Annotated in this window: 10 protein-coding genes and 1 pseudogene; 6 read left to right on the forward strand and 5 right to left on the reverse strand. The window is 76.5% G+C overall.

The window, feature by feature from the left end:
• Positions 1-121: 121 nt before the first annotated feature.
• On the reverse strand, positions 122-1,603 hold the full coding sequence (locus GA0070558_RS26305) for an MFS transporter (RefSeq protein WP_256092135.1): 1,482 nt from the start codon (positions 1,601-1,603) through the stop codon (positions 122-124).
• Positions 1,600-2,310 carry a siderophore-interacting protein gene (locus tag GA0070558_RS26310; protein ID WP_077940386.1) on the reverse strand — a complete coding sequence of 237 codons (711 nt, stop codon included), beginning with the start codon at positions 2,308-2,310 and terminating at the stop codon, positions 1,600-1,602. The genes GA0070558_RS26305 and GA0070558_RS26310 overlap by 4 nt, the downstream gene beginning before the upstream one ends.
• A gap of 46 nt (positions 2,311-2,356) precedes the next feature.
• On the opposite strand from GA0070558_RS26310, the gene GA0070558_RS26315 reads away from it, so the two are divergent.
• Both GA0070558_RS26315 and GA0070558_RS26320 read left to right on the forward strand, forming a co-directional pair.
• Entirely contained in the window at positions 2,357-4,483 is a 2,127-nt protein-coding gene (locus GA0070558_RS26315) for a penicillin acylase family protein (RefSeq protein ID WP_091284524.1), read from the forward strand.
• A pseudogene (locus GA0070558_RS26320) lies at positions 4,480-5,035 on the forward strand (GNAT family N-acetyltransferase). Before GA0070558_RS26315 ends, GA0070558_RS26320 begins: the two are co-directional and overlap by 4 nt.
• A gap of 238 nt (positions 5,036-5,273) precedes the next feature.
• Here the strand turns inward: GA0070558_RS26320 and GA0070558_RS26325 are convergent.
• Complete coding sequence (locus GA0070558_RS26325; RefSeq protein WP_218107106.1) at positions 5,274-6,518, reverse strand: PucR family transcriptional regulator; 1,245 nt, start codon at positions 6,516-6,518, stop codon at positions 5,274-5,276.
• Between the two features lie 180 nt (positions 6,519-6,698).
• On the opposite strand from GA0070558_RS26325, the gene GA0070558_RS26330 reads away from it, so the two are divergent.
• A complete protein-coding gene (locus GA0070558_RS26330) occupies positions 6,699-7,985 on the forward strand; it encodes a YncE family protein (RefSeq protein WP_091284528.1) in 1,287 nt (428 codons plus the stop codon).
• 61 nt (positions 7,986-8,046) lie between these two features.
• On the opposite strand, the gene GA0070558_RS26335 is transcribed toward GA0070558_RS26330, so the two are convergent.
• Positions 8,047-8,844 (reverse strand): S1 family peptidase, encoded by a 798-nt coding sequence (locus tag GA0070558_RS26335; protein ID WP_091284530.1) that lies wholly within the window; start codon positions 8,842-8,844, stop codon positions 8,047-8,049.
• Between the two features lie 126 nt (positions 8,845-8,970).
• Positions 8,971-11,580 (reverse strand): CHAT domain-containing protein, encoded by a 2,610-nt coding sequence (locus tag GA0070558_RS26340; RefSeq protein WP_091284532.1) that lies wholly within the window; start codon positions 11,578-11,580, stop codon positions 8,971-8,973.
• A 187-nt stretch (positions 11,581-11,767) separates the two neighbouring features.
• On the opposite strand from GA0070558_RS26340, the gene GA0070558_RS26345 reads away from it, so the two are divergent.
• Genes GA0070558_RS26345 through GA0070558_RS26355 form a run of 3 tightly spaced genes read left to right on the forward strand, consistent with a single transcriptional unit; the run spans position 11,768 to position 14,178 of the window.
• A complete protein-coding gene (locus GA0070558_RS26345) occupies positions 11,768-13,078 on the forward strand; it encodes a S8 family peptidase (RefSeq protein WP_091284534.1) in 1,311 nt (436 codons plus the stop codon).
• Between the two features lie 28 nt (positions 13,079-13,106).
• On the forward strand, positions 13,107-13,739 hold the full coding sequence (locus tag GA0070558_RS26350; RefSeq protein ID WP_091284536.1) for an RNA polymerase sigma factor: 633 nt from the start codon (positions 13,107-13,109) through the stop codon (positions 13,737-13,739).
• Positions 13,714-14,178: a hypothetical protein gene (locus tag GA0070558_RS26355; RefSeq protein WP_052504067.1), complete on the forward strand. Its 465-nt coding sequence runs from the start codon at positions 13,714-13,716 to the stop codon at positions 14,176-14,178. The genes GA0070558_RS26350 and GA0070558_RS26355 overlap by 26 nt, the downstream gene beginning before the upstream one ends.
• The last annotated feature ends 121 nt before the right edge of the window (positions 14,179-14,299 follow it).

Below are 14,299 nucleotides of genomic sequence, written 5' to 3' on the forward strand. Positions count from 1 at the left end.
GCGCGAGCACCCAGCGCGCTTCGAAAACTGGGACGCCATTGACGCGCCGCCCGGCCCGACGTAGCTTTCTCCGCAAGAGTTTCCAGCTGCTTTCAGTTCGCCGTCGCCGCGACGTCCCTCCTCAGCCGGCGCGCTGCGCCCGGCGCAGCAGCCACGCGGCGAGCAGCCCACCGGCGAGGACGGCAACGGCCCCGACGGTCTGCCCGGCCTCCGACGCGGCCCGGAAGGCGTCGGTGACCTGACCGCGCTCGGCGTCCGTCGCGGCGGCGGCGAGCGCGGCGGGGAACGAGCCAGCACCCGCCAGCGCGGCGGGCAGCAACGCGGCGAACCGGGCGTTGAGCACCGCCCCCAGCACGGCGACGCCGAGGCTGCTGCCGACCTCCGTCATCGTGCCGTCCACCCCGGCGCCCGCCCCGGCCTTCTCCGGCGGGGTCGCGCTCATCACCGCCTCCACGATCGCCGGGTTGGCCAGGGCGCAGCCGGTGCCCATCGTGAGCAGCCCGGCCAGCAGCACGGCGTAGCCGTCGGACGGGGCGTGGGTGACCAGCAGCAGGCCCCCGGCGAGCAGCGTCATGCCGACGGCGATGGCGGCGGCCGTGCCCAGCCGGTGGATCAGCCGCGCGGCCACCCCGGCGAGGTTGAGCACGACGATGGACAGCGCGAACGGCACCATCCGCAACCCGGCCTCCCAGGCGGGGTAGCCCCGGACGAACTGGAGGTGCTGGGTGAGCAGGAACAGGGCCCCGGTGGCGCCGAAGGTGATCAGGACGACGCCGGAGATCGCGCCGACGAAGCGCCGGTTGCGGAACAGGTCCATGTCCAGCATGGGATGGGCAACCCGCAGCTCCCACCGGACGAAGCCGACGAGCAGCAGCGCGCCGCCCACGGCCGCGCCGAGCACCGGCACGGAGAGCCAGCCCTGCTCCGGGCCGGCGATGATCGCGTACACCACCGCGGTGAGGCCGGCGGTGGACAGCGCCACCCCGCCCACGTCGAACCGCCCGCCGGCCGGGTCCCGGGACTCCGGCACCAGGGCCGCGCCCGCCGCCAGGCAGAGCAGCACGATCGGGATGTTGACCAGGAAGATCGCCTCCCACGGGAAGTGCGCGAGGATGGCGCCGCCGACGGGCGGCCCGGCCGCGAAGCCCAGCGCGCTCGCCGCCGCCCACACGCCGATGGCCCGGGGGCGCTCGGTGGCGTCGAAGACCTGCATCGCCACCGCCAGGGTGGAGGTGACCAGCAGGGCCCCGCCGACGCCCATCCCGGCCCGGGCGGCGACGAGCTGGCCGGTGGACCCGGCGAGCGCGGCCAGCAGCGAACCCAGTCCGAACAGGACGAGGCCGGCGAGCAGCATGCGGCGGCGGCCGTACCGGTCGACGGCCCCACCGGCGGTGATCAGCAGCCCGGACTGCACCAGCGCGTACGCGTTGATGGTCCACTGCACGTCGGCGGTGCTGGCCCCCAGTTCGGCGGTGAGCACGGGCACCGCCACGGTGAGCACGGTGTTGTCGAGCACCACGGTGACCTGGGCGAGGCAGAGCACCGCGAGGATCAGCCACCGGGTGCGCAGCGGGCGGGCGAGGGTGCCCAGCGTCGCCGTCACCGGGCGCTCCAGTAGGCCAGCGCGGTGAGCTGGTGCCGGCCGACTCCCAGGGTGCGACGCAGGTGCCGGGTGATGTCGCGGGTGCTGGCCGCCTCGCAGGCCACCCAGTAGTGGGCGTCGGCGGCGCCGGGCAGGGCCGTCCGGACGGTGTCGACCAGGTGCCGCCCTCCGTCGCGGCGCGGCACCCAGACCACCTCGTGGCAGGGGCGGGCCCGGGACGGCAGCGCCTTCTCGTCGTCGTGGGCGTACTCGACCCAGACCGTCGCCGGCAGGTCGGGAGCGGCGTCGAGCAGGCTGTTGACCGCCGGCAGCGACGCGGCGTCGCCGACCAGGTAGAGGTGGCGCGGGGCGGGGTCGGGCAGCCGGAACGCGCTGCCCTGCACGGTGGCGTCGATGGTGTCCCCGACGCGGGCGGCGGCCGCCCAGCGGGCCGCGCACCCGTCGTGCAGGGCGAACTCCAGGCTGAACCGCCCGGCCGCCGGGTCGGGGTCGACGAGGGTGTAGGCGCGCTGGTGGGGCCGACCGTCGTCGTCGAACCACAGCCGGATCCACATGGTGGGGTGGACGCCGCACTCGGCGAGCAGGCCGCCGTCGTCGAGGTGCAGGCGCTGGTACCGCCCGCCCACCGACTCGGTCCCCCGCACCGTGAGCCGGAAGGTCCGGCCGCCCATCGCGCGGAGCACCAGGGCTTCCCAGTTCCGTTTCACGCACCCCTCCAGTAAGGTCAGCCTAAGTTAGGGGCGGGTAACCTAAATGACGCTGTTACGGGAGTCGGCCGCACCGCCGACGCGGGCTGCCGGCATCCACCGCGACGCCTGGGGCGTGCCGCACCTGTGGGCCGAGACCGTGGACGACCTCGCCCGCCTGCAGGGGCGGGCCGCCGCGCTGGACCGGGCCTGGCAGGTCGAGGTGGAGCGGTGGCGCTCCGAGGGGCGGCTCGCCGAGCACCTCGGCCCGGCCGAGGTCGGCTGGGACCGCTTCGCCCGCCGCGCCCGCCTCGACGACACCGCCCGCAGCTGCTACGCGCGGCTCGACCCGGCCACCCGGCGCTGGGTCGCCGCGTACGCCCAGGGGGTCAACGACGGGCTGGCCGAGGGGGCCGCCGCGGCGCCGGAGTTCGCGGCGGCCGGCTGCGCCCCCGGCCGGTGGCGGCCCTGGTCGCCGCTGGGGGTCTTCCTGGTGCAGCACGTGTTGTTCTCGACCTTCCCCACCAAGCTGTGGCGCGCCCACGTCGCCGCCACGCTCGGGCCTGCGGCCACCGCCCTGTTCGACGCCGAACCCCCCGGCGGCTCGGGCAGCAACGCCTGGGTGACGCCCGCCGACCCGGCCACCGGCCGTGGCCCGGTCGTCGCCGGCGACCCGCACCGCATCCTCGAACTGCCCGGTGTCTACCACCAGGTGCGCCTCGCCTGCCCCGAGTTCGACGTGCTCGGCTTCGCGTTCCCCGGCGTGCCGGGCCTGCCCCACTTCGGCCACGCCGGCGACGTGGCCTGGGCCGTGACCAACGCGATGGCCGACTACCAGGACCTCTACCGCGAGCGGCTGCGCCGCGAGGGCGACCTGGTCTGGGTCCGCGAGGCCGACGGCTGGGCGCCGGCCCGCCGCCGGGTCGAGACCATCGGGGTACGCGACGGCGAGCCAGAAACCGTCGAAGTGATCGAGACGGCCCGGGGGCCGGTAATCGACCACGACCGGCACACCGGCGAGGCGCTCAGCCTGCGCACGCCCAGCCGTGTCGCGCAGCGGCTCGGCTTCGACGCGCTGCTGCCGCTGCTGCGGTCGCGGACCGTCGACGACGTCGCCACCGCGCTGCAGGCCTGGGTGGAGCCGGTCAACAGCGTGCTCGTCGCCGACCGGTCGGGCGCGGTCACCCAGCTCGTCGCCGGCCTGGTGCCGGTGCGCGACGACCGGTGCCGCCAGGAACCGGTGCCCGCCTGGGAGCCGCGCTACCGCTGGAGCAGCGAGTACGCGCCGCTGCCCCGCACGGCGGTCACCGGGCCCACGGCCTGCGCCAACGACCGCCGGCCCGACGTGGCGGCGCTGGGCCGCGACTTCGCCCCGCCGCACCGGGCCCGCCGCATCCGCGCCCTGCTCGCCGAGGGCGCCGAACCGGCGGCCGTGCACATGGACACCCGGCTCGACGCGGGCGTGCTGCGCGGCGTCCTCGGCCGGCTCGACCCCGACGCGCTCACCGGTCCGGCCCGCGACCTGCGGGACCGGCTTGCCGCCTGGGACGGGCGGATGGCCGCCGACAGCGCCGACGCCGCCGCGTACGCCGCCTGGCGGGCGGCCCTGGCCCGGGGGCTGCACGAGCACCCGGCGCTGCGCCCGCTGCGCTCCCCCGGCGCGTACGACGAACTGTTCGGGCCGTGGACGAACCCCCTCGGTCGGATCGGGTACGCCCTCGACGCCGTCGTGGCCGGGCTGCCCCGCCTCGGCGTCGACGTCGACCCCGTGGCCGCCGCCGCGCTGGAGGAGGTGGCCCACGGCGACCCGCCCGGCACCTGGGGGCAACGGCACACCCTGCACCCCGTGCACCTGCCGGTCAGCCCCGAGGTCGACGCGGCGGTGGACGCGATGCGCGCCCGCGTCACGCTGGGCGGCGACAGCGACTGCGTGCTCGCCACCAGCAGCGTCCCCGGCCTGTCCGACGCCTGCTGGCGCGGCCCGGTCGCCCGGTACGTGTGGGACCTGACCGACCGGGCGGAGAGCCGGTGGGTGGTGCCGTTCGGCGCGTCCGGCCGCCCCGGCGACCCGCACTTCGCCGACCAGTTGCCGCGGTGGGCCAGCGGCGAGCTGATCCCGGTCGTGACCGACTGGCGGCTGCTCACCCCCGAACCCGACGAACCGCGCCCCGACCCCGAGAAGAGGAACGCGTGACACCCCTGGAGACCCTGCCCGGCCTCGGCGAGCTGGCCCTCGCCACGGTCGACCCGCAGGCCCACGCCGAGCTGCTGCACGGCTGGGTCACCCAGCCCCGGGCCGTCTACTGGGGCCACCGTCGACGAGGTCCGCGAGGTCTACGCCTTCGTCGACGGGCTGGCGACGCACCACGCGTACCTGATCCTGCTCGACGGCGCGCCGGTCGGTCTGTTCCAGACCTACCAGCCCGAGGCCGACCCGGTCGGCGAGCGCTACCCGGTGCGGCCCGGCGACGTCGGCATGCACCTGCTGCTGGCCCCCGGCCGACGCCCGCCGCGCGACTTCACCGGCGCGGTGGGGCCGGCGCTGGTGCGGTTCCTGTTCCGCGACCCGGCCCGGCAGCGGGTCGTGGTCGAGCCGGACGTGCGCAACGAACTGGCGCTGCGCCGCCTCGAACGCTCCGGCTTCACGTTCGACGACGAAATCGACATGCCGGACAAGCGGGCCCGGCTGGCGTTCCTGACCCGGGACCGCTTCGAGGCGCTCTTCCCCGCCCCACTGCCCGGCTGACGACCCGCGGGCCGGATCGGCCGGGCGGCGGGCGGCGGGCGGCGGGCGGCGGGCGGCGGGCGGCGGGCGGCGAACGATGCCGCAGGGCCGGCGCATAGGGAGCTGAGTCATCCACGACATCACCGCCGCTCACCGTCCGGGCCGGCCCGGTGCCGGCGCAGGCCAAGCCGGGGCGGGCCAGCCGGGGCGGGGCGCGGTGATGTCGTATTCGACTCAGCTCCCTATGCGTGGGGTGGAGTCACCTCGCCGGGCGGTGCGGCTGGGCGAGCCCGGGACGGCCGGCGGCCGGATCGCGCAGCGGGTCGCCGTCGAGCCAGGTGCGCAGCGCCCACCACCAGCGCACCGTCTGCGGCACCGGCCACCGGCCGCCCGGCTCGGCGAGGGTCGGCGGCATCGCGGTCAGCTCCTGCACCCGGCGCAGCCGGTAGCGCACGGTGTTCGGGTGCAGGTGCAGGGCCTCGGCCGTGCGGTCCAGCCGCTGGCCGTGGTCGAGGTAGGGCAGTGCGGTCGAGGCGAGCTGCCGGTGGAACTCGTCGGCCGGGTCGAGGGCGGCCAGCAGCTCCCCGCTGACCAGGTCGGCCAGGGCCGGCTGGGCGGCCAGCGCGGTCTCCCCGGCGAGGTCGACCACCCGGTGCAGGCCACGCAGCCCGGCCCGGGACGCGGCGCGCAGGGCGGCCACGCAGAGCCGGTGCAGGGCCGGGGCCTGCGCCAGGGGCCGCGCCGGGGCGGCCACCACGAGCCCGGCCGCGTCGGCGAGGTCGGCGGGCGGCAGCCGTACGCACAGGCCGGCGAGCCGGTCGTCGACGGTGCCGAACAGCGCGCCGCCGCCGCAGAGCTGCCGCTCCACCGCCGCGATGCGGGCCGGGTCGGTCAGCTCGGTGACCACGCAGTGGTAGCGGCCGTCGGGGCGCAGCCCGAAGGCGGTCAGGTCGTCGGGGCGCAGCCCGAGATCGTCCCCGGGGTGCCCGTCGCCCGCCTCGTCGAGCAGCAGCCGGCGCAGCAGCCGGTTGCGGGCGTCGCGGCGGGTGCGGGCCAGCTCCAGCTCCGCCGTGTGATGGCCGTCGACCAGGGCGCGCTCCAGCGCGCTGGCGTACCGGCCGAGCTCCAGCAGGGCGTCCAGCAGCGCGGTGTCGGGTATCCCGGCGGCCCGGCCGCGGTCGAGCGCGATCTCGACCACGCGCTGCCGGCCGGCCTGCACCCCGCGCAGCAGGCCGGCGACGGAGACGCCCTGCGCGGCCCGGTCGGCGCCGAGGCGTCGGGCCTCGGCGAAGTCCCGCTCGCTCGGCTCCGCCAGCCGTTCGAACGACGCCAGCCCGGCGGTCAGCAGGGCCGCCACGTGCCGGCGGTTCTCGGCCGTCGGCAGCCGGGCCACCTCGGGCGAGTGTTCCCGGGCCGCCTCGACCATCTCGTCCACGACCCGCCGGTCGGTCGCCAGCTCGCGCAGCAGCGCGCCGAGGGCCCCGGCCCGCTCCGGCATCCTCATCGGCCCGCTTCCCTCCGCCCCGGCCACTGTGGGCCGTCCACAACGACCCGGCCGGGTTTTGGCCCCCGTGCCCTACCGGGAGTCCGGCTTCGGTTGGTTTCCTTCTGTTACCGCAAAGTAACACCGCACCAGCGCACCGCGGAACGCCACCATCGGTCGCCCCACCGGCAGGAGCAGCCCATGCCCGCAGCAGCACCGTCGTCCCCGCCCGTCCGCCGCGCCCGCAGGTACGGCGCCCTCGCCGCCGCCCTCGCCGTCGTGGCCACCGTCGCGCCGGCCCCGGCCGTCGCCGCCCCCGCCGCGCCGGTGGGCGCCGCCGCCCTGGAGGAGGTGATGTTCGTCGGCAACAACTGGGAGGGCACCGTCGACGTCATCCACTCCCGGGGCGACTACGCCCGCCTCGGCCGGGTCAACGTCGTGCCCGACAAGCAGCAGCGGCTCTGGGAGATCTACCTCAACCCGATCAAGCTCGCCTTCTACCTGGGCATCCAGCAGGGCCCCGGCGAGGGGCACGACCAGCTCGTCGACGACATGTACACCACGCCGGACGGGACGGCGCTGGTGGCGTCCCGGCCCAGCTTCGCCGACGTCGTCTCGATCGACCTGCGCACCGGCGCGGTGCGCTGGCGGTTCCCCGTCTCCGGGTTCCGCTCCGACCACATGGCCGTCTCCCCCGACGGCACCCGTGTCGCGGTCTCGGCGTCGACCTCGGACACCGTGCACGTGCTCGACATCAACACGGGCAAGCAGGTCGGCTCGTTCGGCACCGGCGACACCCCGCACGAGAACATCTTCACCGGCGGCGGCCGGCACATCTGGAACATGTCCATCGGGGACGTCAACAGCTCGCTCGACGCCCCGTCGCAGGACTGGACCAAGGGCGACCGGAAAATCACCATTGCCGACGCGACCACCTTCGCGAAGGTCAAGGAGATCGACATGCGGCCCCGGCTCGACGCGTACGGCCGCAGCGACCTCTCCGACGCCGTCCGGCCGGCGGTCTTCACCCCCGACGAGAGCAAGCTCTACTTCCAGGTGTCGTTCTTCAACGGCTTCGTCGAGTACGACGTGGCCGGCGACCGGGTCACCCGGGTCGCCACGCTGCCGAAGAACCCGAACACCACGGAGGACCGCACGAAGTGGGTCAACGACTCGCGGCACCACGGCATGTCGATCAGCCCGGACGGGGCGAAGCTCTGCGTCGCCGGGACGATGGACGACTACACCACGATCGTCGACCGGTCCACCCTCGCCCCGGGTCCGCTGGTCACGGCCAGTAAGCCGTACTGGGCGACGGTGAGCGGCGACGGCCGCGACTGCGTCATCTCGGAGTCGGGCGCCGACCAGGTCACCGCGATCAGCTTCGCCACGGGCCAGAAGGTGGTCAGCGTCCCCGTCGGCGACCACCCCCAGCGGGTGCGGATCGGGCACCTCCCCGCCGGCTGGACCCCGCCGGCTGCCCGGTAGTCCTCCCGCGCGGGTGCGGCCCGGCCGGTGATCCGGCCGGGCCGCGCCCGTCTGCCCGTGGTCAGCCGCCGAGGCTGGTGGCGGCCGAGGCGATCGCGGAGGCGAAGTAGCTCACCTGCGTGTAGACGCCCGGGTAGTTGGGGCGGGCGCAGCCGTTGCCCCAGCTGACGATGCCGACCTGGATCCAGGCGTTGGCGGCGTCGCGGCGGAACATGGGGCCGCCCGAGTCGCCCTGGCAGGTGTCGGTGCCGCCGGAGGCGTAGCCGGCGCAGATCTCCTCGGCCGGGATGATGTCGCCGCCGTAGTTGGCGTTGCAGACGGAGTCGCTGACGAACGGCACGGTGGCCTTGAGCAGGTAGCGCTGCTGCGCGCCGCCCTCGCGCGCCGCGCCCCAGCCGGCGACGGTGAAGGTGCCGCTGTCGTACGCGCCGGTGGTGGCGATGGGCAGGGTGGCCAGGCCGGTGACCGGGGTGGCCAGGCGGATCAGCGCCCAGTCCTTGCCGTTGCCGTTGTAGCCGGGCGCGCGGTAGACGTAGTTGGACCGGACGGTGATCCGGCTGGCCGACTGGAGGTCGACCACGCCGAGCGTGGCGGTGATGCTGGTGTTGGCGCCGGTGCGGCCGACGCAGTGCGCGGCGGTGAGGACCAGGGTGGGGCTGTAGAGCGAGCCGCCGCAGCCCATGGAGAGCCGCACCATGAAGGGGAACTCGCCCTGGGCGGCGGGCGTGCCGCCGACGACGTTCGGGGTGACCGTGGCGTCGCCCGCGGCGGCGGCGGGTGCGGCGAGGGTGAGGCTGCCCGCGGTCACCGCGGCGAGCGCGGTGGCCAACAGGCCGGTGAGGGTGCGCCAGCGAACCATGTGTTCCTCCGCATCATCTGCGGCGCCCCGGGGGTGACGCGCCGCCTTCGGATGACGCGAATCATATTCAGCGACGTCGATTACCAGTCATCCTCACCTGGTCATACGACGGCGCTATCGCGGCACTCAGCCGGCACCGAAGCAGACGAAGGCCGCCGCCGTGGCCAGGCCGGCGCCGTCGCCCGTCGCCACGAACGCGGCCTGGGCGTCGGCCAGGGCGCGCGCCGGCCGCGCACCCTGGCGCATCCTGCGGTGCAGGTCGAGCATCAGCGCGGTGGTGGGCTCGGCCGGCACCGGCAGCACGGTGGCCACCAGGCAGCGGGCGCCCCGGGCCAGCAGCACCGCCGTGAAGCCCATGACCTCGTCGCCGGGGCGCACCCCGGACAGCCCCGAGTCGCACGCGGACAGCACGACGCAGCCGGGCGGCCGGGGCAGCCGCTCCAGCTCGTACGCCAGCAGCGGCCCGTCGGCCAGCTCCAGGCGGGAGAAGAGCGGGTTGTCGGCCCGGAACGTGCCGTGCGCGGCGATGTGGGCCAGCGCCGCACCGTCCAGCGCGGCGGTCAGCGCGCCGGCGGTGGCGTCCGCCCCGGTGAACACCCGCGCGCCCGGCAGCACGCCGGCGAGCTGGCGTACCTCGGTCTGCGCGGCCGGCAGGCGCGGACCCGCCGCCAGCACCGGCGGCCCGTCCGGCGCGTCCCTGCGGTCCGCGACCAGCCAGGCCGTGGCCGAGGGGGCGACGGTGACGGGCCGGCCGGCGCAGCTGGGCAGGCCCGACCACGGCACGGCGTGCAGGGCCCCGATCGGGACGACGACCAGGGGGCGGTCGCCCAGGTGCCGGCGCAACGGGTCGAACAGCTGCCGGTCCAACGCCGCCGCCGCGTGCGCCACGCCGGCCCGCACGCCGGCCGAGTCGCCGGTGGTGACCAGCCGACGCAGGCCGAACCGGAGCAGCCGGGCCCGGTTCGCCGCCTCGGCGAGCGGGCCGAGGTCGTGCAGGGTCGCCCGCCCGTCGCGGACCAGCACCGCCCGCAGCCGCTCCCCGTGCGCCACCAGCTCGACCAGCACGCGCGGGCCGAGCCGCCCGGCCAGCGTCGACACGCCGGGCGGCGACGCCACGGCCCCCCCGCCGGGCACCCGCCGGGACAGGTCGCGGATGTGCTGCTCCAGCCGGGCCTGCCGGCCCCGCAGCGCGTGCGCCGGCCGGCCAGCCAGCAGGGTGTCCTCCAGCAGGCTGCTGACCAGCCGCAGCTCGGTGAGCGCGGCAAACAGGTCCGGGTCGGCCGGCGGCAGCGCCGCCCGGGTGCGCACCGCGCTGGCCCGCCACCGCTCCGCCCAGGCCAGCACCCGCGCCGGGGCGCCCGAGCAGACCGCGATGTCGAGGCCCTCGGCGGCCAGCTCCTGCCCGTACGCCCCGCTGTGCGCCCGCAGCTCGGTGGCGCCGAGCGAGGCCCGGTGGCTGTCCAGCACGGCCAGCCCACGGCGCAGCGCCCGCGCCGCCGCCCGGTCGTCCCCGGCGAGCCGGTGCGACAGCGCCAGGGCGTACCACCCCTGGGCGCGGCCGGGCGCGGTGCCCCACCGGCGGGCGCGGGCCGCCGCGTCCAGCAGGGCCGCCGCACGGTCGGTGCGGCCCAGCGCGGCGGCCAGCCGGCCGGCATCGATCCGCGTCGTCAACGCGGGGCCGGGCCACCCGGTCGCGTCGAGCTGACCGGCGGTACGCACCAACGCCGTCAACAGGGCCGCCGAGCGGGTGCCCCGGCGAAACTCGGCACGCAGCTCCACGTGCCGGGCGAAGGCGGCCCAGATGCGGCGGCCCTGGCGGCGGAACCGGGCCCGCGCCTGGGCTGCCGTGCCGGTGGCGGTGTCCAGGTCGCCGGCGAGCAGCGCCGCCCTGGCCCGGGCCAGCAGCGCCTCGGCGAGGTCGGAGGCCATGCCCCGGCGGTTCAGCTCCCGCACGGCCACGGCGGCGACCTCGACCGCCTCGTCGAGCAGGGGCACCGACAGCAGCAGCTCGAAGCGGTCCAGCAGCAGCGCCGGCCGGGGCACGGCGAGCCGCCGGTATTCTCGTTCGACCTCGGCGAAGCAGCGCAGCGCCCCCACCGTGTCGCCGCGCTGGCCGGCCGCGATGCCCAGGTTCCAGCGGGCGTCGGCGGCGGCGAGGTCCAGCCCCAGCCCCTCGAAGATGGCCGCCGACCGGGCGAGATCGCCGCCGCGGCCCCGCGCGCCCCGGTGGGCGTTGAGCAGGCCCCGGTTGTTGCGGGCCCTCGCCTCCAGCAGCCGGTCGCCCTCGCGCTGGGCGATGTCGACGGCGAGGGAGTAGTCGCGCACCGCCTCGTCGTAGCGGCCCCGGTAGTGCAGCACCACGCCCCGCTGCAACCGGGCGTGCCCGGCGTCGGCGCCGGTGAGCTGCGGCAGGGCGGCCGTCACCGCCCGCAGGGCCGCGGCGGTGCGACCGGCGTTGGCCAGCACGTAGCCGAGGCTCATCCGGGCCAGGGCCCGCGCCCGGGGCGTCGTGGCGGCCCGTTCCGCCCGGCGCAGGTGCCGCAGCGCCCCGGGCAGGTCGTTGAGCTCCCGCAGGGCCAGGCCGATCGCCCGTTCGGCGGTGGACCGCTCGTCACCGGCGACGGCGCGACCGGCGGCGAGCACCCGCTGCGCGATCGCGATCGCCTCGCGGGGATAGCGCTGCACGGCGTCGAGCGCGGACTGGGCCGCGCCGGCGGAACCGGCGCTGTCGGCCATGACAGACAGCGTTCCCGATGAACCCGGCCACCGTCAATCCGGGGTCCGACAGTGGAAATTGCCGGCATTGGACCGGCCATTCCTCCAATTGACTTTCAACTATGCTTTGGAAGAATCGACAGCGCCCCGACGTGCTGTCGCACCGGGACACCGCCGACCGCGCACGTCGCGACCGCCTGGAGGACCGGTGCTTCCTGACCGCCCCCGCACGCCACCGCCCGCCGGTCGACTGTCCCGGCGCGGGCTGCTCACCCTGGCCGCGTGCGCCGCGGCGGTGCCGCTCGGCGACGTGCTGCGACCGGCCGCCGCCACGGCCGAGAGCACCGACGACGACGCGTACCAGAAGGCCTTCGCCGCCGCACTGGCCGCCGACCCCGACGTGCGGCGCTACACCACGCCGGGCCGGGAGTTCCTCTACCGTCCCCGGCAACTGCTCGCCGCCAACGCCGACGCCCAACGGGTCCTGTCCTGGCTGCGCTCGCGCGGGCACCAGGTGAGCGTCGGGGCCGGCTTCGCCGGCGTCACCCGGCTGCTGTTCGCCAGGGAAACCGACGTCCCGGCGGTGGTGACGGCGCTGCGCGACCCGAAGCAGTGGCCCGGCCAGCAGGTCCCCCGGGTGCAGCCGCATCACGTCCTGCTGGGCCTGGGCAACATCATGGGCAGCCCCGGCAGCCCGCCCCGGGCCGCAGCGGCGCTGCCGCCGCCGGACCCGGCCCGCCTCGGCGAGGGCGCCGGCGTCACCGTCGGGGTCTGCGACACGGGAATCTGGCAGCAGGCCGGCGCCTGGCATCCCCAGTGGCTCGGCGGCAGCTACCTGCCGGAGGCCGACGACCTGGACGCGCTGTACGTCTCCGGCACCACGCTGGCCCCGCAGGGCGGGCACGGCACCTTCGTCGCCGGGGTCGTCCGGCAGGCCGCGCCGGGGGTACGGGTGGACCCCGAGCAGGCGTTGAACCCCACCGGCGTCGGCGACGAGGCGATGCTGGTGGCCGCCATGTCCCGCCTCGGGTCGCAGGTGACCGTGGTCAACCTGTCCCTCGGCGGCTTCACCCAGGACGACGTGCCCCCGCTGCCGCTGGTCAACGCCGTGGCCGCGCTGCCGGCGCAGACCGCCGTGGTGGCCGCCGCCGGCAACGCCGGCAGCAGCCGTCCCGCCTGGCCGGCCGCCCTGGAACGGGTGCTCGCCGTGGCCGCGGTGTCCCGCGACGGCGGGGTCCTCGTGCCGGCGTCCTACAGCGGCTTCGGCCCGTGGGTCGACGCCTGCGCCCTCGGCGAGCGCGACAGCACGTACGTCGAGGGCCAGCTGCCGCTGCCGGGACGGCCGACCCAGGTGTTCCACGGCTTCGCGACGTGGGCCGGCAGCTCCTTCGCCACGGGCCACGTGTCCGGTAGGCTCGCCGCGATGATGACCGCCGGTGGCCTGAGCGCCGACGCGGCGCGCCTCGCGCTGCTGGCCAACCCCCGCTGGCATCCCGACTACGGGGTGCTCGTCGCATGAGCCGCGCGACGGGCCACGGGGAGGCGCGGTGACCGACGTGACGGCGACGCGCCTGGTGGCGGCGGCCTCCGGTGGGGACGAGGCGGCCTGGGCGGAACTGGTGCGCCGCTACACGCCGCTGGTGGTGGCGGTGATCCGGGCCCACGGGATGAGCCGCGCCGACGCCGCCGACGTCAACCAGACCGTGTGGCTGCGCCTGGTGGAGCGGCTCGACCAGCTGCGCGACCCGGAGGCGCTGGCGGCCTGGCTGGCGACCACGACCCGGCGCGAGTGCTACCGGCTGTCCCGCCTCGACCGCCGCATACGGCCCGTCGACCCGTACGACGACGCGCTCGATGCCCGGCACGGGTCGCTGGTGGACGCGGTGACGCCCGACGAGGAGCTGCTGCGGGCCGAACGGCGGCAGGCGCTGCGGGAGGGCTTCGCGCAGCTCCCGCCCCGCTGCCAGCACCTGCTGGCGCTGCTGACGGCCGACCCGCCGGTCAGCTACCGGGAGATCGGCGAACGGCTGGGCATGCCGGTGGGTAGCATCGGCCCGACCCAGGCGCGCTGCCTGCGCAAGCTGCGCGCCTGCCCGGCGCTCGCCCCGTTCGTCGGGGTGCGCCGTGGCCTGGAGACGAGCGGGGGTGAACGTGATGGCGCCGTGGCCGCCGGCCGATGACGACGCCCTGACCGTGGAGCTGGGCGCCGCGCTGTGGGACACCGGGCCGGTCCCGGAGGAGTTCCTGACCGCGGCGCGGGCGGCGTTCGCCTGGCGGACGGTCGACGCCGAGCTGGCGGTCGCCGAGCTGATGTTCGACTCGGCGTGCGACGCCGAGCCGGCCGGGCTGACTCGCTCGGGCGGCTCCGCGCGCACGTTGTCGTTCCGCAGCGGGCAGGTGGTGCTGGAGATCGAGGTGACCGAGGCCGGCATCGTCGGCCAGCTCTCCCCGCCCCGGGGCGGCCGGGTCACCGCCCGCACGGCCACCGGCCCCTACGACGAGTCGCCGGTCGACGAGGTGGGCTTCTTCTCGCTGGGCGCTCCCCCGACGGGCCCGGTCCGGCTGTCGGCCCGCGCCGACGGGTACGCCGTCGCCACCGACTGGGTCAGCCTGGGCTGACGCCCGTGGCGCAGCGGGGAGCAGGGCCCACCGAGGCCGCGGGTCAGCGATAGGGAGAAGGAGCCACCGGCTGGTGGGCTCCGGCCGGCCGACGCCCGAGGGCACCGGCCGGCCGGGGCTC

The organism is Micromonospora haikouensis, from assembly GCF_900091595.1.
GTDB classification, from domain to species: Bacteria; Actinomycetota; Actinomycetes; order Mycobacteriales; family Micromonosporaceae; genus Micromonospora; species Micromonospora haikouensis.